The organism is Pseudomonas sp. NBRC 100443 (genome assembly GCF_030268185.1).
In the GTDB taxonomy this organism is placed as follows: Bacteria; Pseudomonadota; Gammaproteobacteria; order Pseudomonadales; family Pseudomonadaceae; genus Pseudomonas; species Pseudomonas citronellolis.
On record NZ_BSQE01000003.1, the window covers coordinates 146,692 to 171,653 of the forward strand.

A 24,962-nucleotide genomic window follows, 5' to 3' on the forward strand; every position below is an offset into this window, starting at 1 on the left:
TCAGCAGGCAGCGGCGGCCCGGGGCCGCGGCGGGATCACGGTGTGCGGGCCGGGTCGTGCCCGGCCTTCTGGCTTATCGTCGGCGCGCTCCAACCAAGGGTGGCGATACGCGGGCCTGCCCCTTAGTATTGCGGCATCTCGCGATTCTGCAGGGCGAAAGTGCCCGCGCCGAACCTTCGGCGTGCCTCGCGGACCTCTCTACGACACGGGTTTTCCATGAAACAGTACCTCGACCTGATGCGCCACGTGCGCGAGCACGGCACCTTCAAGAGCGACCGTACCGGCACCGGCACCTACAGCGTATTCGGCTATCAGATGCGCTTCGACCTGGGCGAAGGCTTCCCCCTGGTGACCACCAAGAAGTGCCACCTGAAATCGATCGTCCACGAGCTGCTGTGGTTCCTCAAAGGTTCGACCAACATCGGCTACCTGAAGGAAAACGGCGTCTCCATCTGGGACGAATGGGCCGACGAGAACGGCGACCTCGGCCCGGTCTACGGCTACCAGTGGCGCTCCTGGCCGGCGCCGGACGGCCGCCACATCGACCAGATCGCCAATCTGATGGACATGCTCAAGCGCAATCCGGACTCGCGCCGCCTGATCGTCTCGGCCTGGAACCCCGCGCTGATCGACGAGATGGCCCTGCCGCCGTGCCACGCGCTGTTCCAGTTCTACGTCGCCGACGGCAAGCTCAGCTGCCAGCTGTACCAGCGCTCGGCGGACATCTTCCTCGGCGTGCCCTTCAACATCGCCAGCTACGCCCTGCTGACGCTGATGGTGGCCCAGGTCGCCGGCCTGCAGCCGGGCGACTTCATCTGGACCGGCGGCGACTGCCACCTGTACGCCAACCACCTGGAGCAGGCCGACCTGCAGCTGAGCCGCGAGCCGCTGCCGCTGCCGACCATGAAGCTCAACCCCGAGGTGAAGGACCTGTTCGACTTCCGCTTCGAGGACTTCGAGCTGGTCGGCTACGAATCCCACCCGCACATCAAGGCGCCTGTCGCCGTCTGACCGCCCGCCTCTTCGTCCCCGCCCACATGGCGGGGGCCTTCCTCCCGTTCCGCCCTTGCCCAGGAGCGGACTCCGTCCGCGATTCGCGCGCAGGGCGCGCTCCTACATGGGAATGGCGTGGGGGCGTAGCGTAGGATCTTATCCGCGAACCGCGCCGGGACGTCCGGCTATCGCGGACAAGGTCTGCTCCTACGGTTCCAGGAAGCACGGCTTTTCGTAGGATGGCGTTGAGCGAAGCGATACCCATCAGCGCAACTGCATGGGTTTCGCAAGCTCAACCCATCCTACGAAAAGCACCTCGACGCAGACAGTTGCTCCTACGTTGTTTTCAATTGCGCCAAGGTGCTGGGCTCTTCGTAAATACTGCCCGCCGCTGCGCTATCCATTCGATTGGTAGTGCTTCATTTCGCATAGCGATACAAGGTTCCGCCTGATCGTGGCGGCTTGCTATGCTGCCCCGATCGCCCGTCGCTGTCCGGACGGCCCCACTGCGCTTGCGCCGCGCCATGCCCTTGCGCCGAACAACGATAACGACGGGGAAATGTCATGCAGCCTTTCAGCTTCGCCACCACCGCGCAGATCCTTTGCGAGAGCGGTTCCGCCGCCCGCCTCGGCGCGCTTTGCCGGGAGCGCGGCGCCGACCGCGTGCTCATCGTCAGCGACCCCGGCATCACCCGCCTGGGCCTGCTCGACGGGGTGTTGCCGGGCTTCGCCGCCGCCGGGGTGGCGGTGCAGGTGTTCGACCAGGTGCTGGCCGACCCGCCGGAGGCGGTGGTCCTGCAGGCCGCCATGCAGGCGCTGGAGATGGGCGCGCAACTGGTGGTCGGCTTCGGCGGCGGCAGTTCCATGGACGTGGCCAAGCTGGTCGCCCTGCTGGCCCACCCGCAGGCCAGCCAGGCCCTGCCGGAGCTGTTCGGCGTGGGAAATGCCCGCGGCCCGCGGCTGCCGCTGATCCAGGTGCCGACCACCGCCGGCACCGGTTCGGAAGTCACCCCCATCGCCATCGTCACCACCGGCGCCACCACCAAGAGCGGCGTGGTCAGCCCGCACCTGCTGCCGGACCTGGCCCTGCTCGATGCCGACCTGACCCTCGGCCTGCCGCCGGCGGTGACCGCGGCTACCGGCATCGACGCCATGGTCCACGCCATCGAGGCCTACACCAGCAAGCTGAAGAAGAACCCGCTGTCCGATCTGCTGGCCCGCGAGGCCCTGCGCCTGCTGGCGCGGAACCTCGATGCGGTGGTGCACGACGGCGCCAACCGCGAGGCGCGCCAGGCCATGCTGCTGGGCGCCTGCCTGGCCGGCCAGGCCTTCGCCAACGCGCCGGTGGCGGCGGTGCACGCCCTGGCCTACCCGCTGGGCGGGCATTTCCACATTCCCCACGGCCTGTCCAACGCGCTGGTGCTGCCGGAGGTGATGCGCTTCAATGCGCCGGCCGCTGCCGCGCTGTACGCGGAACTGGCGCCGCTGTTGCTCGGCGAGCGCCTGCGCCCCGGCGACCGCGACGGCCTGGTCGGGCAGTTCATCGACGAGCTGGCGGACCTCAGCCCACGCTGCGGCCTGCCTTCGCGCCTGCGCGACGCCGGGGTGCCGGAGCACATGCTGCGGCTGTTGGCCAGCGACGCCATGCAGCAGCAGCGCCTGCTGGTCAACAACCCGCGCGAGGTCGACGAGGCCGATGCCCTGGCGATCTACCGCGCCGCCTACTGAGGACGACATGAGCGAACACCCCAGCCGCGCCGACTACCGGCACTTCCAGCCGATCACCACGCGCTGGCACGACAACGACATCTACGGCCACGTGAACAACGTGACCTACTACGGCTTCTTCGATACCGCGGTGAACACCTACCTGATCGAGCAGGGCGGACTGGACATCCACGACGGCGAGGTGGTCGGCTTCGTGGTCAGCTCCAGCTGCGACTACTTCGCCCCCGTGGCCTTCCCCGAGCGCATCGAGGTCGGCCTGCGCGTCGGCAAGCTGGGCAACAGCTCGGTGCAGTACGAACTGGCGGTGTTCCGCCAGGGCGAGGACCTGGCCTGCGCCGCCGGGCGCTTCGTGCACGTCTTCGTCGAACGCGCGGGCAACCGGCCGGTGGCGATCCCCGCCGGCCTGCGCGAGGCGATGCAGGCGTTGCTGGCAGGCTGAGCCCGGTTGAGCGCGCCCTACACCCGGCCCAGCCTTGGCGTAGGGCGAATAACCGTTCGCGGTTATCCGCCGTTACACCGAGCTCATGCCGGTGTCGCGGTCGAGCTTGGAGCGCCCGGAAGAGGTGCTCCGTGACCGAACCCGAAGCGCGGCTGGGATCGAGGTCAAACGGCGGATAACGCCGTAGGCGTTATGCGCCCTACACCCGGCCCAGCCTTGGCGTAGGGCGAATAACCGTTCGCGGTTATCCGCCGTTACACCGAGCTCATGCCCGGTGTCGCGGTCGAGCTTGGAGCGCCCGGAAGAGGTGCTCCGTATCCGAACCCGAAGCGCAGCTGGGATCAAGGTCAAACGGCGGATAACGCCGTAGGCGTTATGCGCCCTACATCCGGCCCACCCTCGGCGTAGGGCGAATAACCGTTCGCGGTTATCCGCCGTTTCACCCATCTCATGCCCGGCTTCGCGGTCGAGCCCGTAGCGCCCGGAAGAGGTGCTCCGTGACCGAACCCGAAGCGCGGCTGGGAACGAGGTCAAACGGCGGATAACGCCGCAGGCGTTATGCGCCCTACACCCAACCTCCAATCCGCCGTTTCACCTACGGCCAGGGGTTCCAGCCACCATGAAAAACGCCGTTTCCTCTCAGGGAGGAAACGGCGTTTTGCATGGTCTGTGCGACTGAAGGCTCAGTCGCGGTGTTTGTGCCGGCGCTTGTGCTTATGCTTGTGGCCGCTGTCGTGATGATCCTTGTCATCGGCCAGCGAGCTGCCCACCGCGCCGCCGGCCGCGCCGCCCAGGCCGGCGCCGATGGCTGCGCCGGTGGAGCCGCCGACCTTGTTGCCCAGCACCGAGCCGCCGGCCGCGCCCAGGCCGCCGCCGATGGCGGCCTCGGTCTTCTTGCCGTCCTTGGCGCTCATGGCGCCGCCGGCCGCACCGCCGACGCCGGCGCCGATGGCCGCGCCGGTGCTGCCGCCCAGGGCGCCGCCGACGACGTTGCCCAGGGCGCCGCCCAGGCCGCTACCGACCGCCGCGTTGGTGTTGTCGCCGGCCAGGGCGTACTGGCTGGCGACCAGGCCAAGGGCCAGGGCCGAGAGAGTCTTGCGCATGTTCGAACCTTTCAGGAGGGAAGGGGGTGGAAGCATTGTTCCGAACGCAAAACAGCCGGACAAGGGTGTCCGGCTGAGCTGCGGGGTTTATCGCGGGGCGCCTGCCCTGGGTCAATCCCAGTGCTTGTGGTGGCGATGGTGCTTGTACCAGCCGCGATGACGGCCACGGTCGTGCCAGTGGTGGCGGTCGTCGTAGCGGGCGCGGCGGTAGCCGCGGTAGTCGTCGTCATCGTCGTGGCGGTTGCTGTCGGCATAGTGGTTGCCCAGGGCGCCACCGCCGCCGCCGCCCAGGGCCGCGCCGATCAGGCCGCCGGTGCTGCCGCCGATCTTGTTGCCGATGACCTGGCCGCCGGCTGCGCCGAGGCCGCCGCCGATGGCCGCTTCGGTCTTGTTGCCGCGGCGGGCGCCGACCGCGCCGCCGGCCGCGCCACCGACACCGGCGCCAATGGCTGCGCCGGTGCTGCCGCCGACCGCCTGGCCGACGACGGTACCCAATACCCCGCCCAGGGCGCCACCGACGCCGGCACGGGTGTCGCCGTCCGCGAAGGCGGAACCACCGACCAGCGCAAGAGACAACAGGAGCATCGAGGAGTACTTCATAGAGAGGTTCTCTGTGTGGATGTTGGCGCCGATGCTGCTGTTGTACGAAGGCGCTTACAAGCCTCTGCCGACGAGTGACGCGACTTTCATCAAAAAACGCAAGTATATGATTTAAGAACAGAACTTTTTCTATTTCGGGCTGTCAGAATGACATTCCGAGGGTACGGAATTCGCGTGTTTTTCTCACAAAATGCTGTTGCAATGATGGCATTTCACGCGATGGGGAAAAAGGCGAAAGCCGATTCCGTAGACCAGCCTCGGCTCTTTCCCGTCGAATTTTCCGGATGAATGACTCGGGCGTACAACCGTGCGGGGTCGCACGCCCGAGACCGTCAGAAGATGCGGCCGTCGTCCCGGGCGTTTTCCAGGCGCACCGCGACGAACTTCGAGGTGGGGGTGAAGCTGCCTTCGCCGTGGCTTTCCAGCGGCACCAGCGGGTTGGTCTCCGGGTAATAGGCCGCCGCCTGGCCCGCGGGGATGTCGAACGCCAGCAGGGTGAAGCCACTGACCCGCCGTTCCACGCCGTCGTCCCACAGCGAAACCATGTCCACCTTCTGCCCGGGCTCGAAGCCCAGCCGGCGGATGTCCGCCTCGTTGGCGAAGACCACCTCGCGCTGGCCGCGCACGCCGCGGTAGCGGTCGTCCAGGCCGTAGATGGTGGTGTTGTACTGGTCGTGGGAGCGCAGCGTCTGGAGGATCAGGTGCGGGCGCTCGCCGGTACGCCGCACCTGCTCCGGCAGCAGGTCCTCAGGCAGCGGCGCGGCGCTGAAGTTGGCCAGGCCGCTGGCGGTGTTCCAGCGCCGCTCCCGGGCCGCGTTGCCCAGGTAGAAGCCGCCCGGGTGCTTGACCCGCTGGTTGAAGCCGGCGAAGCCGGGGATGGTGTCGGCGATCAGCTCGCGGATGCGGTCGTAGTCGGCGATCAGCGCGTCCCAGTCCACCGGGTGGTTGCCCAGGGTGGCCTTGGCCATGCCGGCGATGATCGCCGGTTCCGAGCGCATCTGCGTCGACAGCGGCTCCAGCTGGCCGTAGGAGGCGTGGAGCATGCTGAAGGAATCTTCCACGGTCACCGCCTGCGGGCCGCCGGCCTGGCGGTCGACGTCGGTGCGGCCGAGGCAGGGCAGGATCAGTGCGTCTTCGCCGCAGGTCAGATGGCTGCGGTTGAGCTTGGTGCTGATGTGCACGGTCAGCGCGCAGCTCGCCAGGGCGCGGTGGGTGCGCGGGCTGTCCGGCGTGGCCTGGGCGAAGTTGCCGCCCAGGCCGATGAACACCCGCGCCTTGCCTTCGAGCATGGCGTTGATGGCTTCCACGGTGTTGTGGCCGTTGTGCCGCGGCACCTGGAAGGCGAAGCGTTTCTCCAGGGCATCGAGCAGCGCCGCCGGCGGCCGGTCGTTGATGCCCATGGTGCGGTCGCCCTGCACGTTGCTGTGGCCACGCACCGGGCACAGGCCGGCGCCGGGCCGGCCGATGTTGCCGCGCAGCAGCTGCAGGTTGACCACTTCCTGGAGGGTCGGCACCGAATGGCGGTGCTGCGTCAGGCCCATGGCCCAGCACATGATCACGCGCTCGGCGCGGCGGTACATGGTCGCCGCCGTCTCGATCTCGGCCAGGCTCAGGCCCGACTGACGCTCGATGGCGTCCCAGGCAGTGGCGTCCAGCTCGGCCAGGTAGGCCTCGACGCCATGGGTGTGTTCGGCGATGAAGGCGTGATCGAACACCGCCGGCTCGCCCTTGGCCTGGGCCTCGCGCTCCCACTGCAGGAGGAATTTGGCCATGCCGCGCACGGCGGCCATGTCGCCGCCCAGAGCGGGGCGGAAGAACGCGGTGTTCAGCGGCTCGGAGCCGTTGGTCAGCATCTCCAGGGCGTGCTGCGGGTGCTGGAAGCGCTCCAGGCCGCGCTCCTTGAGCGGGTTGAAGGCCACCACCTGGGCGCCGCGCTTCACCGCCTCGCGCAGCGGTTCGAGCATGCGCGGGTGGTTGGTGCCGGGGTTCTGGCCGAACACGAAGATGGCGTCGGCGTGCTCGAAGTCGTCGAAGGTGACGGTGCCCTTGCCGACCCCGATGCTTTGCCCCAGGGCCACGCCGCTGGCCTCGTGGCACATGTTCGAGCAGTCCGGGAAGTTGTTGGTGCCGAAGGCGCGGACGAACAGCTGGTAGAGGAAGGCCGCCTCGTTGCTGGCCCGGCCGGAGGTGTAGAACTCGGCCTGGTCGGGGCTTTCCAGGCTGTTCAGGTGCTTGGCCACCAGGGCGAAGGCCTCGTCCCAGCTCACCGGGACGTAGCGGTCGCTGGCGCGGTCGTAGCGCATCGGCTCGGTCAGCCGGCCCTGGTACTCCAGCCAGTAGTCGCTCTGCTCGCGCAGCGCGCTGACGCTGTGGCGGGCGAAGAAGGCGGCGTCCACGCGGCGCTTGGTGGCTTCCCAGTTCACCGCCTTGGCGCCGTTCTCGCAGAACTTCACCCGGCCGTCCTCGGGGGAGTCGCCCCAGGCGCAGCCGGGGCAGTCGAAGCCGCCGTTCTGGTTGGTCTTGAGCAGCGCGCGCAGGTTCTTCAGCGGCTGCTTGCTGTCCAGCCAGAAGCGCGTGACGCTGATCAGCGCGCCCCAGCCGGCTGCCGGGCCCTTGTAGGGTTGGTAACGGGGGTTGATCGGTTGCAGGCTCATCGGGATGTCGGGTGTCGGTGGGAGGCCGGCGCCGGGCTGTAGACCCGCGGCGCGTTGTGGTGGGGGAGGTGGACCAGGTTCAGCCGGTGCCCGCGCGCCCACTCGACGGTGAGCGCGCTGGGCGCGGACAGGCTGACCAGGGTGGCGATGCCGGCGCGCACGGCCTTTTGGATCAGCTCCAGGCTGCAGCGGCTGGTGACCACCGCGAAGCCCTCGCGGCAGTCCAGGCGTTGCTGCTTGAGCGCGCCTATCAGTTTGTCCAGGGCGTTGTGCCGGCCGATGTCCTCGCGGCACAGGACGATGCTGCCGGTGCCGTCGACATACAGCGCCGCGTGCAGCGCGCCGCTGCGCTGCGCCAGGCTCTGCGCCTGGTCGATGCGCTGGCGCAGGCCCTGCAGATGGGCCGCAGGCGGCAGCGGCGCCGGCTCCAGCGGGCGCAGTTCGGGCAGTGCCTGCTCCAGCGCTTCCACGCCGCACAGGCCGCAACCGCTGGTGCCGGCCAGGCGCCGACGCAGGCGCTTGAGCGCCCAGAAGGCGCGGTTGGTGATCTGCACGTCGACGCTGACGGCGTCGGCGAGGCGCTTCAGGCGGATGTCATAGATGTCGTCGATGGACTCGACCAGGCCGGCGCTCAGGCTGAAGCCGCGGACGAAATCCTCGAGGTCGCCGGGCGAGGCCATCATCACGGCCTGGCTCAGGCCGTTGTAGGCGATGGCCAGGGCCACTTCCTCGGCCAGCACGGCGCTGCCGGAAGCGGGCCCGCTGCCCAGTTCGGCATAGGCGTAGGCGCCCTCGGCTGCGGCATCCGCAGGCACCGGGCGATCTGGCTGGCAAGGCATGGGGTGGGCACTGTATTCGAATAATGGCCCCAGCCTAAGCCTGGGGGCCGAGGGTGTCTAATCGGCAGCGCCTATGCCGTGATCGATGACATCTATCACCAAGCTGGGCGGGGCGTTCCGTCGGGTGCCGCCGGCTTTCGGACGACTCCTATCGTTGTCTCCCCGGGTGGCGTCTAGACTTCCTGGCGGCGCGGGCGGCCTGGAGCCGGCCGCTGGAACCGTAACCGCAAGGAGAAAGGACATGGGCATTCTGTCATTCGTTAAGGAAGCCGGCGAGAAGCTGCTGGGCGGCCTGCTGGGCGACAAGGCGCAGGCCGCCGAGTCGCTGAAGGAGCACGTGGCCAAGGTCGGCCTGGGCAACCCGAACATCCAGGTCAGCGTCGAGGGCGACAAGGTGATCGTCAGCGGCGAGGCGGCCAGCCAGGAAGAGAAGGAGAAGATTCTCCTGGCCCTGGGCAACGTCGAAGGCGTGGCCGGCGTCGAGGACAGCATCAGCGTGCCCCAGGCGGCGCCGGCGGCGCGCTTCGTGACGGTGAAGAAGGGCGACACCCTGAGCGCCATCGCCAAGGCCGAGTACGGCAACGCCAACGCCTACATGAAGATTTTCGAGGCCAACAAGCCGATGCTCAGCCACCCGGACAAGATCTACCCGGGGCAGGTGCTGCGGATTCCGGAGTAAGGCGGGCAGGCGGGGGATCGATACCCTGTAACGGCGCTCTTCGTAGGATGGGTTGAGCGAAGCGAAACCCATGCGGCGGTGGTGATGGGTATCGCTTCGCTCTACACCATCCTACGACGGTGTTCTTCCTACAGGCCCTCGATCAATGCGCGGTAATCCTCCACCGCCGCGAACTCCGCCGTGTCCTTCGCCCCCTGGCGGCTGTCCGGCTGGCGTACCGCCAGCAGGTGGGCCACGCCGAAGGCGCGGGCGCTGCGCAGGATCGGCAGGCTGTCGTCGATAAACAGGCTGCGCGCCGGCTCGAAGCCGAAGTCGGCGTGCAGGGCCTGCCAGAACTGCCGGTCTTCCTTGGGGAAGCCGTAGTCGTGGGAGCTGATCAGGCGGTCGAACCAGGGCGCCAGCTCCACCCGCTCCAGCTTCAGCGACAGCGAATCGCGGTGCGCGTTGGTGATCAGCGCCACGCGCTTGCCGGCGCCGCGCAGGGCGGCGAGGAAGGTGTCGGCGTCCGGGCGCAGGGCGATCAGGTGCGCCACCTCGCGCTTGAGGTCGCGGACCGGCAGCTTCAGTTCGCGGCTCCAGAAGTCCAGGCAATACCAGTTGAGCTGCCCGGCGTTGTCGCGGAACAGCGGCAGCAGCTCGGCGTCGGCCTGCTCGCGGTCGATGCCGTGGTGCTCGGCGTAGCGCTGCGGCAGGTGCTCGAGCCAGAAATGGTTGTCGAAGTGCAGGTCGAGAAGGGTGCCGTCCATGTCCAGCAAGACGCTGTCGATCCCGGCCCAGTCCAGGAGTGGCATGTTCTGCCCTGTCGCGAAGTGCCGTCCTGTCGCCATCGAGGCGCAAGGATCGGCACGGATTATCGGAAAAGGCGGGTATCATAGCCCACCCGGACCCGCCCCAGGAGTCGTCCCATGCGTCAGAAACCCGAGGTGCTCGCCCGCGAGATCGTCGCCAAGAGCCGCCTGTTCGCAGTCGAAGAGCTGCAGTTGCGCTTCGCCAACGGCGTCGAGCGGACCTACGAGCGCCTGGTGGGCAAAGGCCAGGGTTATGGCGCGGTGATGGTGGTGGCGCTGCTGGACGCCGAGCACGCCGTGCTGGTGGAGGAGTACTGCGCCGGCGTCGACGAATACCAGCTGTCGCTGCCCAAGGGCCTGGTGGAGCCGGGCGAGGACGTGCTGGCCGCGGCCAACCGCGAGCTGAAGGAAGAAGCCGGCTACGGCGCCGGGCAGCTGGAGTACATCACCGAGCTGTCGCTGTCGCCGGGCTACATGAGCCAGCGCATCCAGGTGGTGCTGGCCCGCGACCTCTACGCCGAAAGCCTGCCGGGCGACGAACCCGAGCCGCTGCGGGTGGACCGCATCAACCTGCGCGAGCTGTCCAGCCTGGCGCAGAACGCCGCCTTCAGCGAAGGCCGCGCCCTGGCCGCGCTCTACCTGGTGCGCGACATCCTGATCCAGCGTGGGGAGCTGCAGCTCTGATGCAAGACCTGATTCCATCCGTCGTGGCGCTGGCGCAGCGCGCCGGCGAAGTCATACTGCCGTTCTGGCGCAGCGAACTGAAAGTGGACGAGAAGGCCGACGCCTCGCCGGTGACCGCCGCCGACCTGGCCGCCCACCGCGTGCTGGAAGAAGGCCTGCGGGCGCTGGCGCCGGAGGTGCCGGTGCTGTCCGAGGAGGATTGCGCCATCGCCCTGGCCGAGCGCAGCCAGTGGTCGCGCTGGTGGCTGGTCGATCCGCTGGACGGCACCAAGGAGTTCATCGCCGGCAGCGAGGAATTCACCGTCAACGTCGCCCTCATCGAGCACGGCAAGGTGCTGTTCGGCGTGGTCGGCATTCCGGCCACCGGCCGCTGCTACTACGGCGGCGCCGGCCTGGGCGCCTGGCGCCGGGATGCGAGCGGCGCGGTCGAACCGATCAGCGTGCGCACTGCGCCCGCCGAAGCCTTTACCGTGGTGGCCAGCAAGCGCCACTCCAGCCCGGCCCAGGAACGCCTGCTGGCCGGCCTGGGCGAGCGCTTCGGCGACCTGGAGCTGGCCAATATCGGCAGCTCGCTGAAATTCTGCCTGCTGGCCGAAGGCTCGGCCGACTGCTACCCGCGCCTGGCGCCCACCTCGCAGTGGGACACCGCGGCGGCCCAGGGCGTGCTGGAAGGCGCCGGCGGCGAAGTGCTGGACCTGCGCGGCGAAGCCTTCACCTACGAGGCCCGCGAGGATTACCTGAACGGCTCCTTCCTGGCCCTGCCGAAGGCGGCGGCCTGGCGCGACGAGCTGATCCAGCTGGCCCGCGCGCTGGATTGATTTCCCGCGCCCTGCGCACTAAATCGCTTCCCGTAGGAGCGGACCTTGTCCGCGATAGCCGGATACACCGGCGTGGTTCGCGGATAAGATCCGCTCCTACGCCACGCCTCCGCGCCATTCCCATGTAGGAGCGCGCCCTGCGCGCGAAATCGCGGGCAGGGCCCGCTCCTACAGTTCAACATGAGGCATGGTGCTTCCCGCAGGACCTTGTCCGCGATAGCCGGACACACCGGCGCGATTCGCGGATAAGATCCGCTCCTACGGGGCTGCAAGGGAAACACCCGTAGGATGGTGTTGAGCGAAGCGATACCCATCAGCGCAACCGCATGGGTTTCGCAGGCTCAACCCATCCTACGAAGAGCATCTCGGCGCAGCCGGCAAGACAGTTGCCCCTGGCAAGCGAAGCGGTTCGCGAGCAAGCTTGCGCCTACAGACAGATCATCATCGCCGTGACTTTCCATGCCTGAATTACCCGAAGTCGAAACCACCCGCCGGGGCATCGCGCCCTACCTCGAAGGCCAGCGCGTCAGCCGCGTGGTGGTCCGCGACCGGCGTCTGCGCTGGCCGGTGCCCGAGGACCTGGACGTGCGCCTGTCCGGGCAGCGCATCCTGCAGGTCGCGCGGCGCGCCAAGTACCTGCTGCTGGAGGCCGAGGCGGGCACGCTGATCAGCCACCTGGGCATGTCCGGCAGCCTGCGCCTGGTGGAGTGCGGCCTGGCGCCGGCCAAGCACGAGCACGTGGACATCGAGCTGGAGTCGGGCCTGGCGCTGCGCTACACCGACCCGCGGCGCTTCGGCGCGCTGCTCTGGAGCCAGGCGCCGCTGGAGCACGAGCTGCTGCGCCACCTGGGCCCGGAACCGCTCACCGACGCCTTCGAGGGCGAGCGCCTTTACCAGCTGTCCCGCGGCCGCAGCATGGCGGTCAAGCCGTTCATCATGGACAACGCCGTGGTGGTCGGGGTGGGCAACATCTACGCCACCGAGGCGCTGTTCGCCGCCGGCATCGACCCGCGCCGCGAGGCCGGGAGCATTTCGCGGGCGCGCTACCTGAAGCTCGCCGAGGAGATCAAGCGCATCCTGGCCATCGCCATCGAGCGCGGCGGCACCACCCTGCGCGACTTCGTCGGCGGCGACGGCCAGCCCGGCTATTTCCAGCAGGAGCTGTTCGTCTACGGCCGCGGCGGGGAGTTCTGCAAGGTTTGCGGCAGTACCCTGCGCGAGGTGCGCCTGGGCCAGCGCGCCAGCGTCTACTGTCCGCGCTGCCAACGCTGAGCGGGCGCTTTTCCGCTATTGCTATTGGGTGGTTCGCGAGCAAGAACTAGGCGTCCCCCTCGCTCCTACGAAGAGCGGCCGCCTGGAGCGAGCTTGCTCGCGAACCCTGCCCTGCACCCATAACAACAAGAAGGTCCATCGATGTCCGGCAACTACCTGCCCCGCAACCCTTTCGCCGAATGGCTCGGCCACGGCATGCTCAAGGCCGCCGGCTGGCGCATCGAAGGCGCCTTGCCGCCTCTCGACAAGTTCGTGGTGATAGGCGCGCACCACACGTCCAACTGGGATTTCATGCTGTTCCTGGCGGCCAAGTTCGTGCTGCGCCTGAACGCCCGCTGGTTCGCCAAGCACACCCTGTTCCGTTGGCCGTTCGGCGGCCTGCTGCGGCGCTGGGGCGGCATCCCGATCCAGCGCCACCTCAAGCTGAACACCGTGGAGCAGGCGGTGCAGGCCTTCCGCGACAGCCGCGAGATGATCCTGATCATCTCCCCCGAGGGCACGCGCAAGAAGGTCGAGCGCTGGAAGATGGGCTTCTACCACATCGCCCGCGGCGCCGGCGTGCCGGTGGTGCTGGCGGCGCTGGACTATGGCAACCGCTGCATCGTCATCGGCGAGCCGTTCTGGCCGAGCGGCGACGAGGCCGCCGACCTGCAGCGGATGCTGGCCTTCTACCGCCCCTTCGTGCCGAGGAAGCCGGAGCACGCCTTCCTTGGCGGTTGATGGCCATCACGCTGACAAGCCCTGTCGCGCTGATATAGTTAATGGCAGTCTGCCTGCCAACCCAGCATAAAAAGGATTTACGCCATGAACCTGTTCCGCGCCCTGGCCGTCGTTCTGGCCCTGACCCTCGGTCTGTCGGCCGTTACCGCCCAGGCCTCCGACGCGATCAGCAACACCTCCAGCGGGGACCCGATCTACAGCACCGATTCGCCGCCGTTCTACAAGATGCTCGGCGACCTGATCATCGCCCGCCCGCTGCTGCTGGGCGCCACCGTGATCGGCACCGCGGCCTTCGTCGTCAGCCTGCCGTTCACCGCCCTGGGCGGCAACGTCAAGGAAGCCGGCCAGGCGCTGGTGGTGGACCCGGGCAAGGCCACCTTCGTGCGCTGCCTGGGCTGCACCGAAAGCGGCTACAAGCAGGATTGACCCTGCGCGCTGGTACGCCGGCGCGCCCTTGCCGAGGGGGCCATGGCCCGTAGCGAACTGAAGAAGCACCTGCGCCCGCTGCTCCTGCTGCTGGCGGCGGGCGGGCTCGGCTACGCCTTCTGGTCCAGCGCCGGGCTGCTGCAGCTGGGCGCGGGCCTGGCGCTGTTCCTGTTCGGCATGCAGTGCCTGGAAGAGGGCCTGCGCGACCTGGCCGGCAGCCAGCTGGAGCTGTGGCTCGAACGCAGTACCTCGACGCCGTCCAAGAGCCTGCTGTTCGGCCTGTGCGGCACCTTCGTGCTGCAGTCCAGCACCCTGGTCTCGCTGCTCACCATCGCCTTCATCAGCACCGGGCTGATCCAGCTGGCCAGCGGCATCGCCATCCTCTTCGGCGCCAACCTCGGTGCTACCAGCGGCATCTGGCTGCTGGCCCTGGCCGGGCAGAACCTCAGCCTGAGCCCGCTGGCCCTGCCGCTGCTGGTGTTCGGCGTGCTGGCCAGCTTCAACGGGCCCAAGAGCAAGGCCGCCGGGCGCATCCTCATGGGCATCGCCTTCATCTTCCTGGGCATCGACCAGATCAAGGAAGGCTTCTCCAGCTTCGGCGACGCCATGGACATGACCGGCCTGCAGGCCGAAGGCGTGCTGGGGGCCCTGCTGTTCGTCGGCATCGGCACCCTGGTCACCGTGGTGCTGCAGTCCAGCCACGCCACCCTGATGCTGACCCTCGCCGCGCTGGCCGGCGGCCAGCTGGAGCTGGGCCAGAGCCTGGCCATCGCCATCGGCTCGAACGTCGGCAGCAGCGTGACCACCGCTTTCGTCGGCTCCCTGGGCGGCAACCGCAACGGCCAGCGCCTGGCCCTGGCCCACGTGCTGTTCAACGTAGTCAGCGGAGTGATCGCCTTCATACTGCTGGCGCCGCTGACCTGGCTGGTACGCTGGCTGACCGCCCAGGTCGGCCTGGGCGACAATCTGCTGATCCAGCTGGCGGCCTTCCACACCCTGTTCAACGGCATGGGCGTGCTGCTGTTCTGGCCGTTGCAGACGCGCCTGGCGCAGTGGCTGATCCGCTGGCTGCCGGATGTCGAGGAGCCTTCGGTGCTGATCACCGACCTGGCCCCGGCGACCGCGGTGCAACTGCCGGAGCGCACCCATGCGCGCTACCTCAGCGAGCGCGCCCTGGATTCGGCGGACGCCGCCGCCAGCGCGGTGACCCAGGAGCTGCAGCACCTCGGGCGCCTGAGCATCGAGGTGATCTGCCACGCGCTCTACCTGCCGGTGGACCTGCTCAACCAGCCGAAGGTGGACGAGGCCGCCCTGCACGCCGGGCCGGAGCGCTTCGCCATGGACGCCCAGGCGCTCTACCAGCAGCACATCAAGGGCGTGTACGGCGACCTGTTGAGCTTCATGGGGCGCCTGGAAACGCCGCTGGACGAGGCGCACCAGCATTTCTGGATGGCCTGCCAGGTGGCGGCGCTGCAACTGGTGGACGCGGTTAAGGACGCCAAGCACCTGCAGAAGAACCTGGGGAGGGCGCTGCAGGGCGAGCCTTCGGTTGCGCGGGAATGCTATCTGGAGCTGCGTCGCCACCTGCTGGGCGCGTTGCGCGAGGTGCGCGCCATCGGCGCCCTCGACCCCCGCCAGCTGCCGGAAGGCGCCTGGGCCGCGCGCCTGGCGCTGTTCGACGAGCAGGCCGCGGAATTCGACGGCGCCTTCCGCAACCGCCTGTTCGCCGCGGTGCGCCGCCACGAGCTGGACGGCGCCCAGACCAGCTCGCTGATGAACGACCTGGGCTACGCCAGCCGCATCGTGCAGAGCCTGCGCAACGTGCTGCAGCTGCGCGCCGAGCAGGGCCTGGACGGCGCCTTGCCCGAGCGCGACGCCGACGGGGCGCCCTCGCTACTGGTGCCCTGACTCAGTAGTGCACCGTGGTCCCGGCGGCCAGGCCTATGCCGCGCGGGTCGCTGGCGGCATCCACGTTCCCGGTCTTCTTGCGCCACAGCAGCACCTGCTGGTTGCCGTAGGACGGGGCGACTTCCTTGAGGCTGTAGCCACGGCCGTTCAGCTCGGCTTTCTGCGCCTCGGTGAATGTGCGCGGCTCGTGCTCCAGCGCGTCGGGCAGGTACTGGTTGTGGTAGCGCGGCGCGCCCACCCAGCTCTGCACCGAGCGGCCGTCCAGGTACTGCAGCATGGCCAGCAGCACCATGCTGGGGATGCGGCTGCCGCCCGGGGTGCCGAAGGCCGCCAGTTCCTCGGGGCTTTCGATGAAGCTCGGGCTCATGCTCGACAGCGGACGCTTGCCGGGGGCGATGGCGTTGGCCGCGCTGCCGGCCAGGCCGTAGGCGTTGCTGCCCTGGATGTCGGCGGCGAAGTCGTCCATTTCGTCGTTGAGCAGCACGCCGGTGCCGGGCGGGGTGAAGGTGGAGCCGAACGGCAGGTTGACCGAAAGGGTGGCTGCCACCGCATTGCCCTGTTCGTCGATCACCACGAAGTGCGTGGTGTGATCGCCTTCGCGCCAGCTCGGCGCCGGCGGCAGGGACGCGCTGGGCGTGGCGCGGCGCGGGTCGATGCCGGCGGCCAGGCGCTTGAGGTAGTCGGGGGCGAGCAGTTGCTGCACCGGGTTGGCGATGCGGTCCGGGTCGCCGAGCATGCTGCGGTCGTGGTAGGCGCGGCGCAGGACCTCGGCCACGTAGTGCACGCGCTGGATGGGCTCGGCCTTCTGCCAGGGCAGCTGGGCCAGCATGCCCAGACTCTGGGCGATGGCCACGCCGCCGGCCGAGGGCGGCGGCGCGCTGACCAGCTCGCGGCCGTCGCCCAGCGGGTAGCGCAGCGGCTGGCGCTCCACCACCTGGTAGCTGCGCAGGTCTTCCAGGCTCCAGACGCCGCCGGCGGCGCGCACGCCCTGCACCAGTTTCTCCGCCGTCTCGCCTTCGTAGAAGCCGCTGCGGCCGTAGCGCGCCAGGCGCGACAGGGTGTTGGCCAGGTCCGGCTGGCGCAGCAGGTCCCATTCCTCGGGCAGGTTGCCCTGCTGCAGGAAGATGCGCGAGGTCTCGCGGTCCTTGCGCATGGCTTCCAGGCGGCCGGCGGCGCGGGTGATGTAGATGCGGTCGACGGAAACGCCGTCGGTGGCCAGGCGGATCGCCGGCACCAGGTTGTCGGCCAGCGGCTTGCGGCCGAAGCGGCTGGTGAGCTCCACCAGGGCCGCGGGCAGGCCGGGGATGGCGGCGGCCAGCGGGCCGTTCAGCGACAGTTCCGGCTGCACCTTGCCGTTGCGCACGTACATCTGCGCGCTGGCGGCCAGCGGCGCGCGCTCGCGGGCGTCGATGAAGCGGTAGCTGGGCGTCGGCCCGGCCTGGCGCAGCAGGAAGAAGCCGCCACCGCCCAGGCCCGAGCTGTAGGGTTCGGCCACCGCCAGGGCGGCGGCGATGGCCACCGCGGCGTCGAAGGCGTTGCCGCCGCCGGCGAGGGTTTCCAGGCCGGCCACGGTGGCCGCCGGGTGGGCGCTGGCCACGGTGGCCTGGGCGACCGGCTGGCTGGCGGCATGGACGCTGGCGGCGCCGAGCAACAGCAGGCCGCAGGCGAGGGCGAGGGAACGGAAACTGTGGTTCAGCAGGGACATGGCATCTCACGAATCGTCGGGTGGCCCCGGACTGGCATCCGGGAAAAACCACGGGAGCGAATTGGGAGGATAGACAATCCCGCCGCGTCGCGGTTGCCGAATGCCCTGTGGGATTTCGGCGATCCGCCTGTCAAGCCCGCGAGGTCAGGCCTTGCCGGTGATCTTGAGGTACTTCTGCATCAGCTCGTCCTTGCTCTCGACATGGGCGTCGTCGAGGGGGATGCAGTCCACCGGGCAGACCTGCTGGCACTGCGGTTCGTCGTAGTGGCCGACGCACTCGGTGCACAGGTTGGGGTCGATCACGTAGATCTCCTCGCCCTGGGAGATGGCGCCGTTCGGGCACTCGGGTTCGCAGACGTCGCAGTTGATGCAATCGTCGGTGATTTTCAGGGACATCGAAAAACTCCGGCCTTGGCCCATGGCCAGGCTGTCAGCAACAGGAATGCTGCAATTTTGCCGCATTGGCGTGCGCGTTGCACGCCGGCCGGATCAATTGCCGCCTTCCCTGGCGGCGCCCGGTCAGCGCTTGAAGCGCTCGGCCAGGGCGCTGGACACCGCGGGATGGACGAACTTGGTGATGTCGCCACCCAGGGCGGCGATCTCGCGCACCAGGGTCGAGGAGATGTACGAGTACTTCTCCGACGGGGTGAGGAACATGCTCTCCACGTCCGGGGCGAGCTGGCGGTTCATGTTGGCCAGCTGGAATTCGTATTCGAAGTCCGACACCGCGCGCAGGCCGCGCAGCAGGATATTGGCGTTCTGTTCCTTGACGAAGTGCGCGAGCAGGGTGGAGAAGCCGACGACTTCGACGTTGGGCAGGTGCGAGGTGACCTGGCGCGCCAGCTCGACCCGTTGTTCCAGGGGGAACAGGGGGTTCTTCTTGGGGCTGGCGGCGACGGCGATGATCACCTGGTCGAACAGCCGCGAGGCCCGTTCGACCAGATCGGCATGGCCTTTGGTGATGGGGTCGAAGGTACCCGGGTACAGCACTCGGTTCATCGCAGCGTCCTGGTGGTTCAAGGGGCAGGCGTGGGCATTGGCGGGGCTGGATGGTAACGCAGCAGCCCGGATGGGCCAAGCGACCTTGGTAGTGCCCGCCGGCGCGGACTACCGGATTTTCCCCGGAGGAAATCGCCGGCCGGCGCGCAAGGCCCGTGGCAGAGCCTTCGCGCCGGGATCGGGGCTCAGGCCTTGCCCAGGCGCTCGGCGAGGCCGCTGGCCAGCTGCGCGGTCAGGCCGTAGACCGACAGCTGCGGGTTGGCGCCGATGCTGGTGGGGAACAGCGAGCCGTCGTGGATCGACAGGTTCTCCAACTGGTGGTGGCGGCCGAGGCTGTCGCACACCGATTGCCGCGGGTCCTCGCCCATGGCGCAGCCGCCCATCACGTGGGCGCTGCCCAGGCGGGTGCGGTACAGCTCAAGGCTCAGGCCGTCGATCAGCGCGCGGGCTTCGGCGGGCGTCTTCACGTAGCCGGCGTCGGCGTGCAGCGGCAGCACTGTCTTGGCGCCGGCGGCGAACTGCACCTCGGCCATGGTGTGGAAGGCGCGACGGATGCCGTCCCAGGTGTAGTCGGTCATGCGGTAGTCGAGCACCGGGGTGTCGTCGCCGCGCAGGCTCACCGTGCCCACTGCGCTATCCGGGTGGAAGCCGTCGCGCATCAGGGCGAGGATCATGTTGGTGTGCGGCAACTGCTCCATGCGCAGGGCGTTGTCGATGCCGAAGCGGCCGAGCAGGGTGGCCGCCAGGGCCGGCTGCAGCGGCGGCACTTCCAGCTTGTAGGACATGTGCCCGGCGGTGCCGTCGTCCCACTGGAAGTGGTCGGAGTAGATCGACTGCGGCGCGCCGTAGAAGGGGTTGACCACCTCGTCGAACTGCGCGGCGCTGAAGTTCACCACGTGCAGGAAGGTGCGCTGGCCGACGCGGCCGTTCGGGTCCGGCGCCTTGGAGCGCAGCAGCACCGCCGGGCTGTTGATGCCGCCGCCGGCGAGCACGTAGTGGCGCGCCTTGACGGTGATCTTGCGGCCGCTGGGCGCCACGCAGCGCGCGTCCATGGCCAGGCATTCCAGGCCGCTGACCTTGCCGCCGTCGTGCAACAGGCGATTGGCGCGGGCCAGGAACAGCAGCTCGCCGCCCTTGTCCAGGCTGGCCGGGATGGTGGTGACCAGCATCGACTGCTTGGCGTTGGTCGGGCAGCCCATGCCGCAGTAGCCGAGGTTCCAGCAGCCGCGCACGTTGCGCGGGATGACCTTCCAGTGGTAGCCGAGCTTCTCGCAGCCGCGGCGGATCACGTCGTTGTTGAAGTTCGGCGGCATGATCCAGGGCGCCACGCCCAGGCGTTCTTCCATCTTCGCGAACCAGGGGGCCATTTCCGCCGGGCTGTGGCCCTTCACGCCGTGTTCCTTGGCCCAGTGCTCCAGGGTGGCGTCGGGGGTGCGGAAGCTGGAGGTCCAGTTGACCAGGGTGGTGCCGCCCACGGCGCGGCCCTGGAGGATGGTGATGGCGCCGTCCTTGCTCATCCGCCCGATGCCTTCCTGGTACAGGCTGGAGTAGGCCTCCGGCTCCTGCATCTTGAAGTCGGAGCTGGTCTTGAGCGGGCCTTCCTCCACCAGCAGCACCTTGTAGCCGGCGCCGCTGAGGATTTCCGCGGTGGTGCCGCCACCGGCGCCGGAGCCGATGACGACCACGTCGGCTTCCAGGGTCAGGTCGTTGTCCAGGCGCGAGCCATCGTGGACTTTCCAGCCGCGGGCCAGGCCCTCGGCGAACAGATCGGGTACGGGCATCAGGGGTACTCTCGGGAATTCTTGTTATGGGAGTGGCGGGGCTCAGACCTTCGGCGGCCCGGGGTAGCCGCAGTGCGCCCAGGATTCCGGGCGCCCGTACCAGGCCATCATCACCAGTTGCAGCAGCGAGCTGTGGCCCATCTTCAGCAGGCCGATGGAGCTGTTCTGCCAGCGTTCCAGGAAATGCTTCACGTCGTCCGCGCCGGCCTTCTCCCAGCTGCCCCAGATGCCGGTGAGCGGGCCGCGGGTGACCGGCAGGGCCAGCACGTCGAACAGTTGCACGGTGAGCTTGAGCATTTCCGGCGAGAGGTGGTCGAGGGTGTGGTCGAGGCCGGCGAGGCTGGCCTGCACCGCCTCGGCCATGCGCTCGGCCGGCACGGCGCCGGCCAGCATCACCGGGATCAGGGCGCGCAGGAAGGGTAGGTCGGACTCGCGGATGACCTTCATGCCGCTGGCCGGGGTGCTGGCCGAGCAGCCGCTGAGGGTGGCGGTGACGCCGGCGGTGGCCAGGAAGGCGCCGCCGAGCAGGCCGATCTTGAGCACGCCGCGCCGGGAAAGTCCCGGCGCGCTCAGGGAGGTGTCTGTCATTGTTGTTGTTTCACCTGGGTGGAATACGCGGTTTCAGCGGACGAACAGCTTGTAGACCAGTTTCTGCAGCGCCTTGCCGTAGGGCGGGTAGATCACCCGGGCGGCGTTGAAGCGCGGCTTGCTGAACACCGCCTTGGCCTTGCTGAAGGTGAGGAAGCCTTCGTGGCCGTGGTAGTGGCCCATGCCGGAGGGGCCGACGCCGCCGAAGGGCATGTCGTCCTGGGCGACGTGCAGCAGGGTGTCGTTCAGGCACACGCCGCCGGAGTGGGTCTGCGCCAGCACCTGCTCCTGCTCGCGCTTGTCGTAGCCGAAGTAGTACAGCGCCAGCGGCCGCGGCCGGTCGTTGATGTAGGCCAGGGCCTCGTCCAGGCGCTGGTAGGGGACGACCGGCAGCAGCGGGCCGAAGATCTCGTCCTGCATCACCTTCATGTCGTCGTCGACGTTCAGCAGCAGCGCCTGGGGCAGGCGCCGCCCGCTGGCTTCCGGCAGCAGGCGGATGACCTGCGCGCCCTTGGCCTGGGCATCGCTCAGGTAGCCGTTGAGGCGGGCCAACTGGCGTTCGTTGACGATGGCGGTGTAGTCGGGGTTGTTCTCCACCGTCGGGAAGAAGCCCTGCACCACGTCGCGGTAAGCGCTGACGAACTCCTCGACGCGCTGCTGCGGCACCAGCACGTAGTCCGGCGCCACGCAGGTCTGCCCGGCGTTGAGCGACTTGCCGAAGGCGATGCGCTCGGCGGCGTCCTTCATCGGCACGTTCTCCGAGATCAGCGCCGGCGATTTGCCGCCCAGTTCCAGGGTGACCGGGGTGAGGTTCTCCGCCGCGGCGTGCATCACGTGCTTGCCGACGCTGGTGGCGCCGGTGAACAGCAGGTGGTCGAAGGGCAGCTTGGAGAAGGCCACGCCGACGTCCACCTCGCCCTGGACCACGGCCACCAGGTCCTCGGGGAAGACCTTGGCCAGCAGTTCCTTGAGCGCTTGGGCGGTGGCCGGGGTGGATTCGCTCATCTTGATCATCACCCGGTTGCCGGCGGCCAGCGCGGCGGTCAGCGGGCCGATGGCAAGGAACAGCGGGTAGTTCCACGGCACTATCACCCCGGCCACGCCCAGCGGCTGGTACACCACCTTGGCCGAGGCCGGCATGAACTGGATGCCGACGCTGCGCCGCGAGGGCTTCATCCAGCGCGCCACGCGTTTGCGCGCGTAGTGCACGCCGTGCAGGCTGGGCATGATCTCGGCGAGCAGGGTCTCGTCGGCGGAGCGGTGGCTGAAGTCGCGGGAAATGGCCTCGATGATCGGCTGCTGCTCGCGCACCAGCAGGTCGGCCAGGCTCTTGAGCCATTGCTGGCGCTGGCCGGCGCTGGGCTGCGGGTTGGCGCGGTAGGCCTGGCGCTGGCGCTCGAACAGGCTCTGAAGCTGGTTGATGTCCTGCTGCGTCTGCTGCAGGTAGGCGATGTCGGCGACCATGGCGGGCTCCTCGGCGGACCGGCTGGGGGAAGCGCTCCGAGTGGGTGGGGCGCTTCGCGTTGTGCTTGTCGCTGGATTTTTAGAGCAATTACTCTAAAGTGTCAAATAGCATGCCGCGTCAGCGCCGCGCGGCCCACCCAACGAAAAGCTGGGCGGCCGCCTGGAGTGTTACGCCGGCTGCATCGCACGTAGCAATCCGTGTACCTTTGCCCCTTGCCGTAGAAGAGTGATTCCGAGTCCGCGCATGGCCCCACGCATCAAGACCCGCGACCGCATCGTCCAGGAGAGCCTGGCGCTGTTCAACGCCCAGGGCGAGCGCAGCGTCACCACCAACCACATCGCCGCGCACCTGGGCATGTCCCCGGGCAACCTGTACTACCACTTCCGCAACAAGCAGGCGATCATCGCCGAGCTGTTCGCCGAGTACGAGGCGCGCGTCGACGACTTCCTGCGCCTGCCCGAGGGCCGCGGGCTGACCATCGAGGACAAGACCTTCTACCTGGAGGCGCTGCTGGCGGCCATGTGGCGCTACCGCTTCCTGCACCGCGACCTGGAGCACCTGCTGGAAAGCGACGCGGAGCTGGCCGCGGCCTACCGCGCCTTCGCCCGCCGCGCGCTGGTGAACGCCAAGGCCATCTACCGCGGCTTCGTCGAGGCCGGGATATTGCGGATGGACGAAATCCAGCTGGAAGCCCTGACCCTCAACGCCTGGATCATCCTCACCTCCTGGGTGCGCTTCCTCTGCACCACCCAGGAAGTCACCGGCGACCTCAGCGAGGAACTGCTGCGGCGCGGCATCTACCAGGTGCTGGCGCTGGAGAGCGGGCACATCGCCGAGGATTCGCAGGCGGCGGTGGAGCGGATCGCCGAAAGGCTGTACGTGCCGTTGACGGAAAGTCCTTCGCAGGGCGTGTGAGTTATCCACAGGGGTGATCACCACACATGGATGGCGTCCTACGTTTGGCTTTTCGTAGGAGCGAGCTTGCTCGCGAACGGGCGTCTGCCGGTTGCTTCGGTGCGAAGTTGAATTCCTTTCCCTCTCCCCAGCCCTCTCCCTGAAGGGAGAGGGGGCTTGTCCGTGCCGAGAGGAGGAAGGTTTCAGCCAGCAATCTCTGTGCTAGCCGGCTGACACTAGAATGTCCGACCCTGCCCAACGGTCCCCTCTCCCTTCAGGGAGAGGGTTAGGGAGAGGGTGCTCTTGGGCGAACACCAAGCACTCACCGGCAAACACCGTTCGCGAGCAAGCTCGCTCCTACGAAAAGCCGTATCGCCCCCCGCCGATATCACCCCTTGCGCGGCCCCGGCACCAGCGGTTGGCGCAGTTCCAGGCCATGCCGGAGGAAGAACCCCTCCACCCCATCGGTGGCATCGGTGTACAGGCGCGCGCCGGGATGGTCGGCGATGAAGCGCTGCATCAGCGAAGTGCCTATACCTCGCCCTTGGTGGCCAGGCAGCACCGCCAGCTCCGCCAGCCAGGTGGTCTGGGCGTTCTCCGGCTCGGCGCGGAGCAGGCCGACCACCTGCCCAGCCTCGCTGGCCAGCAGCACGTAGCCGGAAGATTCGCAGAGATCGCGCAACTCGTCCGCGTCGTTCGGGTGGCCCCAGCCGACGGCGCGATAGAGCATGGCTATGCCGGCGCACTGGGTATCGTCCAGCGACGTGACACGGTGGATCCGGATGGTCGCTTCGCTCATGGCTTCCCCTCCTTGCCCTTTGGCGCTTCCAGCCTGGACCATCGCTGGCCGGCAGATGCTGATCCCGGTCAAGCCCGCTTCAGCCGGCGCTGCCGTGCAGGGCCAGCAGCCAGTCGGGTATGCGCCTTTCCAGATAGTAGTCCGGCCGCCCCGGCGTGCCGCCGATGAAGCCCACGTGGCCGCCGTGCTCGTGCAGCTCCAGCTCGGTGCTGGCCGAGAGCTCGTCCGCCGGCGGGATGCTGCCGGCGTCGATGAAGGGATCGTCGCTGGAATGGATGATCAGCGTCGGGGTGTGGATGCCGCCCAGGTAAAAGCGGCTGGAGGCGCGCTTGTAGTAGTCGTGGGCGTCGGCGAAGCCGTGCAGCGGCGCAGTGACGCGGCCGTCGAAGTCCCAGAAGGTGCGCATGCCGTCCAGCGGCCCCAGGCGCTCCAGCGCCGCCAGGTGCTCCTGGGCGCCGCGCTGGGTGAAGCTCTGCTGCTTGTTGCGCACGTAGGCCACCAGTTCGCGCATGAAGTGCGCCTGGTAGATGCGCGAGAAGCCGATGCCGATGCGGTCGGCGCAGCGGTCCAGGCGGAACGGCACCGACACCGCCGCGGCGCCGCGCAGGGGGCAGTCCTGGCCCTGCTCGCCGAGGTACTTGAGCAGCACGTTGCCGCCCAGCGAATAGCCCACCGCGTATAGCGGCGCCAGCGGGCGCATGCGCCGCAGGTGCTCGATGACCGCCGCCAGGTCCTCGCTGATGCCCGAGTGGTAGCCGCGCGGCAGCAGGTTGGGCTCGCCCGAGCAGCCGCGCCAGTTCAACGCCACGCTGGCCCAGCCACGGGCCTGCACGGCGAACTGCAGGCCGCGGATGTAGTGCGAGTCGGAAGAGCCGGTCAGCCCATGGACGGCCAGCACCAGTGGCGTGCGCGCACTGTGCGGGCCGTGCCAGTCGAGGTCGAGGAAGTCGCCGTCCTCCAGCCACAGCCGCTCGCGCTCGCGGCGCAGCACCGGCGCCTTGCGCAGCAGCGAGCCGTAGAGCGTCTGCAGATGCGGGCCGGGGAGCCACCAGGCGGGTTGGAAGGGCGGTGTCATGCGGG

General features: G+C 68.6%; 24 protein-coding genes. 11 read left to right on the forward strand and 13 right to left on the reverse strand.

Translation table 11 applies throughout. The features are described from left to right. The first annotated feature begins 216 nt into the window (after nucleotides 1–216). From QSJ95_RS04870 to QSJ95_RS04880, 3 genes are all read left to right on the forward strand, one after another. Nucleotides 217–1,011, forward strand: a complete 795-nt coding sequence (locus QSJ95_RS04870) for a thymidylate synthase (RefSeq protein ID WP_285640508.1) — start codon at nucleotides 217–219, stop codon at nucleotides 1,009–1,011. 546 nt (nucleotides 1,012–1,557) lie between these two features. Beyond that, the gene (locus tag QSJ95_RS04875) at nucleotides 1,558–2,721 is read left to right on the forward strand and encodes an iron-containing alcohol dehydrogenase (RefSeq protein ID WP_269961771.1); all 1,164 of its coding nucleotides are present in this window, start codon (nucleotides 1,558–1,560) and stop codon (nucleotides 2,719–2,721) included. A 7-nt stretch (nucleotides 2,722–2,728) separates the two neighbouring features. Next, entirely contained in the window at nucleotides 2,729–3,160 is a 432-nt protein-coding gene (locus QSJ95_RS04880; protein ID WP_058072656.1) for an acyl-CoA thioesterase, read from the forward strand. A 683-nt stretch (nucleotides 3,161–3,843) separates the two neighbouring features. On the opposite strand, the gene QSJ95_RS04885 is transcribed toward QSJ95_RS04880, so the two are convergent. The 4 genes from QSJ95_RS04885 to fdhD form a co-directional block, all read right to left on the reverse strand. Next, nucleotides 3,844–4,263 (reverse strand): glycine zipper domain-containing protein, encoded by a 420-nt coding sequence (locus QSJ95_RS04885; protein ID WP_009615147.1) that lies wholly within the window; start codon nucleotides 4,261–4,263, stop codon nucleotides 3,844–3,846. A 111-nt stretch (nucleotides 4,264–4,374) separates the two neighbouring features. Continuing rightward, entirely contained in the window at nucleotides 4,375–4,863 is a 489-nt protein-coding gene (locus QSJ95_RS04890; RefSeq protein ID WP_043269566.1) for a YMGG-like glycine zipper-containing protein, read from the reverse strand. A gap of 332 nt (nucleotides 4,864–5,195) precedes the next feature. Further along, on the reverse strand, nucleotides 5,196–7,517 hold the full coding sequence (locus QSJ95_RS04895) for an FdhF/YdeP family oxidoreductase (RefSeq protein ID WP_285640514.1): 2,322 nt from the start codon (nucleotides 7,515–7,517) through the stop codon (nucleotides 5,196–5,198). Then, on the reverse strand, nucleotides 7,514–8,356 hold the full coding sequence (gene fdhD / locus QSJ95_RS04900) for a formate dehydrogenase accessory sulfurtransferase FdhD (RefSeq protein WP_064581734.1): 843 nt from the start codon (nucleotides 8,354–8,356) through the stop codon (nucleotides 7,514–7,516). Before fdhD ends, QSJ95_RS04895 begins: the two co-directional genes overlap by 4 nt. Before the next feature lie 241 nt (nucleotides 8,357–8,597). Here fdhD and lysM point away from each other — a divergent pair, with 241 nt between their 5' ends. Further along, nucleotides 8,598–9,035 carry a peptidoglycan-binding protein LysM gene (gene lysM, locus QSJ95_RS04905; RefSeq protein WP_009615155.1) on the forward strand — a complete coding sequence of 146 codons (438 nt, stop codon included), beginning with the start codon at nucleotides 8,598–8,600 and terminating at the stop codon, nucleotides 9,033–9,035. 128 nt (nucleotides 9,036–9,163) lie between these two features. Here lysM and yrfG read toward each other — a convergent pair whose 3' ends face one another. After that, nucleotides 9,164–9,826 carry a GMP/IMP nucleotidase gene (gene yrfG / locus QSJ95_RS04910; protein WP_285640517.1) on the reverse strand — a complete coding sequence of 221 codons (663 nt, stop codon included), beginning with the start codon at nucleotides 9,824–9,826 and terminating at the stop codon, nucleotides 9,164–9,166. Nucleotides 9,827–9,940: 114 nt separating this feature from the next. Between yrfG and nudE the strand changes: the two genes are divergently transcribed. From nudE to QSJ95_RS04940, 6 genes are all read left to right on the forward strand, one after another. Next, entirely contained in the window at nucleotides 9,941–10,507 is a 567-nt protein-coding gene (nudE, locus tag QSJ95_RS04915) for an ADP compounds hydrolase NudE (protein ID WP_009615159.1), read from the forward strand. Next, entirely contained in the window at nucleotides 10,507–11,325 is an 819-nt protein-coding gene (gene cysQ / locus QSJ95_RS04920) for a 3'(2'),5'-bisphosphate nucleotidase CysQ (RefSeq protein ID WP_009615161.1), read from the forward strand. The genes nudE and cysQ overlap by 1 nt, the downstream gene beginning before the upstream one ends. Before the next feature lie 459 nt (nucleotides 11,326–11,784). Beyond that, nucleotides 11,785–12,597 (forward strand): bifunctional DNA-formamidopyrimidine glycosylase/DNA-(apurinic or apyrimidinic site) lyase, encoded by an 813-nt coding sequence (mutM, locus tag QSJ95_RS04925; RefSeq protein WP_285640522.1) that lies wholly within the window; start codon nucleotides 11,785–11,787, stop codon nucleotides 12,595–12,597. A gap of 141 nt (nucleotides 12,598–12,738) precedes the next feature. Continuing rightward, nucleotides 12,739–13,317 carry a lysophospholipid acyltransferase family protein gene (locus QSJ95_RS04930; protein ID WP_285640524.1) on the forward strand — a complete coding sequence of 193 codons (579 nt, stop codon included), beginning with the start codon at nucleotides 12,739–12,741 and terminating at the stop codon, nucleotides 13,315–13,317. 84 nt (nucleotides 13,318–13,401) lie between these two features. Then, nucleotides 13,402–13,743 carry a multidrug transporter gene (locus QSJ95_RS04935; RefSeq protein ID WP_285640526.1) on the forward strand — a complete coding sequence of 114 codons (342 nt, stop codon included), beginning with the start codon at nucleotides 13,402–13,404 and terminating at the stop codon, nucleotides 13,741–13,743. Nucleotides 13,744–13,785: 42 nt separating this feature from the next. Next, nucleotides 13,786–15,651, forward strand: coding sequence for a Na/Pi cotransporter family protein (locus tag QSJ95_RS04940; protein ID WP_058072661.1), 1,866 nt, complete (start codon nucleotides 13,786–13,788; stop codon nucleotides 15,649–15,651). 1 nt (nucleotide 15,652) lies between these two features. On the opposite strand, the gene ggt is transcribed toward QSJ95_RS04940, so the two are convergent. The 6 genes from ggt to QSJ95_RS04970 all read right to left on the reverse strand — a co-directional run bounded on the left by ggt (nucleotide 15,653) and on the right by QSJ95_RS04970 (nucleotide 22,188). Next, the gene (ggt, locus tag QSJ95_RS04945) at nucleotides 15,653–17,356 is read right to left on the reverse strand and encodes a gamma-glutamyltransferase (protein ID WP_285640528.1); all 1,704 of its coding nucleotides are present in this window, start codon (nucleotides 17,354–17,356) and stop codon (nucleotides 15,653–15,655) included. A 144-nt stretch (nucleotides 17,357–17,500) separates the two neighbouring features. Continuing rightward, complete coding sequence (locus QSJ95_RS04950; protein WP_009615176.1) at nucleotides 17,501–17,752, reverse strand: YfhL family 4Fe-4S dicluster ferredoxin; 252 nt, start codon at nucleotides 17,750–17,752, stop codon at nucleotides 17,501–17,503. A 123-nt stretch (nucleotides 17,753–17,875) separates the two neighbouring features. Then, complete coding sequence (gene coaD / locus QSJ95_RS04955) at nucleotides 17,876–18,355, reverse strand: pantetheine-phosphate adenylyltransferase (RefSeq protein ID WP_009615178.1); 480 nt, start codon at nucleotides 18,353–18,355, stop codon at nucleotides 17,876–17,878. A 185-nt stretch (nucleotides 18,356–18,540) separates the two neighbouring features. Next, entirely contained in the window at nucleotides 18,541–20,136 is a 1,596-nt protein-coding gene (locus tag QSJ95_RS04960) for a GMC family oxidoreductase (RefSeq protein ID WP_285640534.1), read from the reverse strand. Between the two features lie 42 nt (nucleotides 20,137–20,178). After that, the gene (locus tag QSJ95_RS04965; RefSeq protein ID WP_058072664.1) at nucleotides 20,179–20,724 is read right to left on the reverse strand and encodes a hypothetical protein; all 546 of its coding nucleotides are present in this window, start codon (nucleotides 20,722–20,724) and stop codon (nucleotides 20,179–20,181) included. Nucleotides 20,725–20,757: 33 nt separating this feature from the next. Further along, complete coding sequence (locus QSJ95_RS04970) at nucleotides 20,758–22,188, reverse strand: coniferyl aldehyde dehydrogenase (RefSeq protein WP_285640537.1); 1,431 nt, start codon at nucleotides 22,186–22,188, stop codon at nucleotides 20,758–20,760. A gap of 244 nt (nucleotides 22,189–22,432) precedes the next feature. Here QSJ95_RS04970 and QSJ95_RS04975 point away from each other — a divergent pair, with 244 nt between their 5' ends. After that, nucleotides 22,433–23,104: a TetR/AcrR family transcriptional regulator gene (locus QSJ95_RS04975; RefSeq protein WP_058487706.1), complete on the forward strand. Its 672-nt coding sequence runs from the start codon at nucleotides 22,433–22,435 to the stop codon at nucleotides 23,102–23,104. Between the two features lie 367 nt (nucleotides 23,105–23,471). Here the strand turns inward: QSJ95_RS04975 and QSJ95_RS04980 are convergent, their stop codons facing one another. After that, entirely contained in the window at nucleotides 23,472–23,882 is a 411-nt protein-coding gene (locus QSJ95_RS04980) for a GNAT family N-acetyltransferase (protein WP_285640539.1), read from the reverse strand. A gap of 79 nt (nucleotides 23,883–23,961) precedes the next feature. After that, nucleotides 23,962–24,957, reverse strand: coding sequence for a hydrolase (locus QSJ95_RS04985; protein WP_285640541.1), 996 nt, complete (start codon nucleotides 24,955–24,957; stop codon nucleotides 23,962–23,964). Nucleotides 24,958–24,962: the final 5 nt, after the last annotated feature.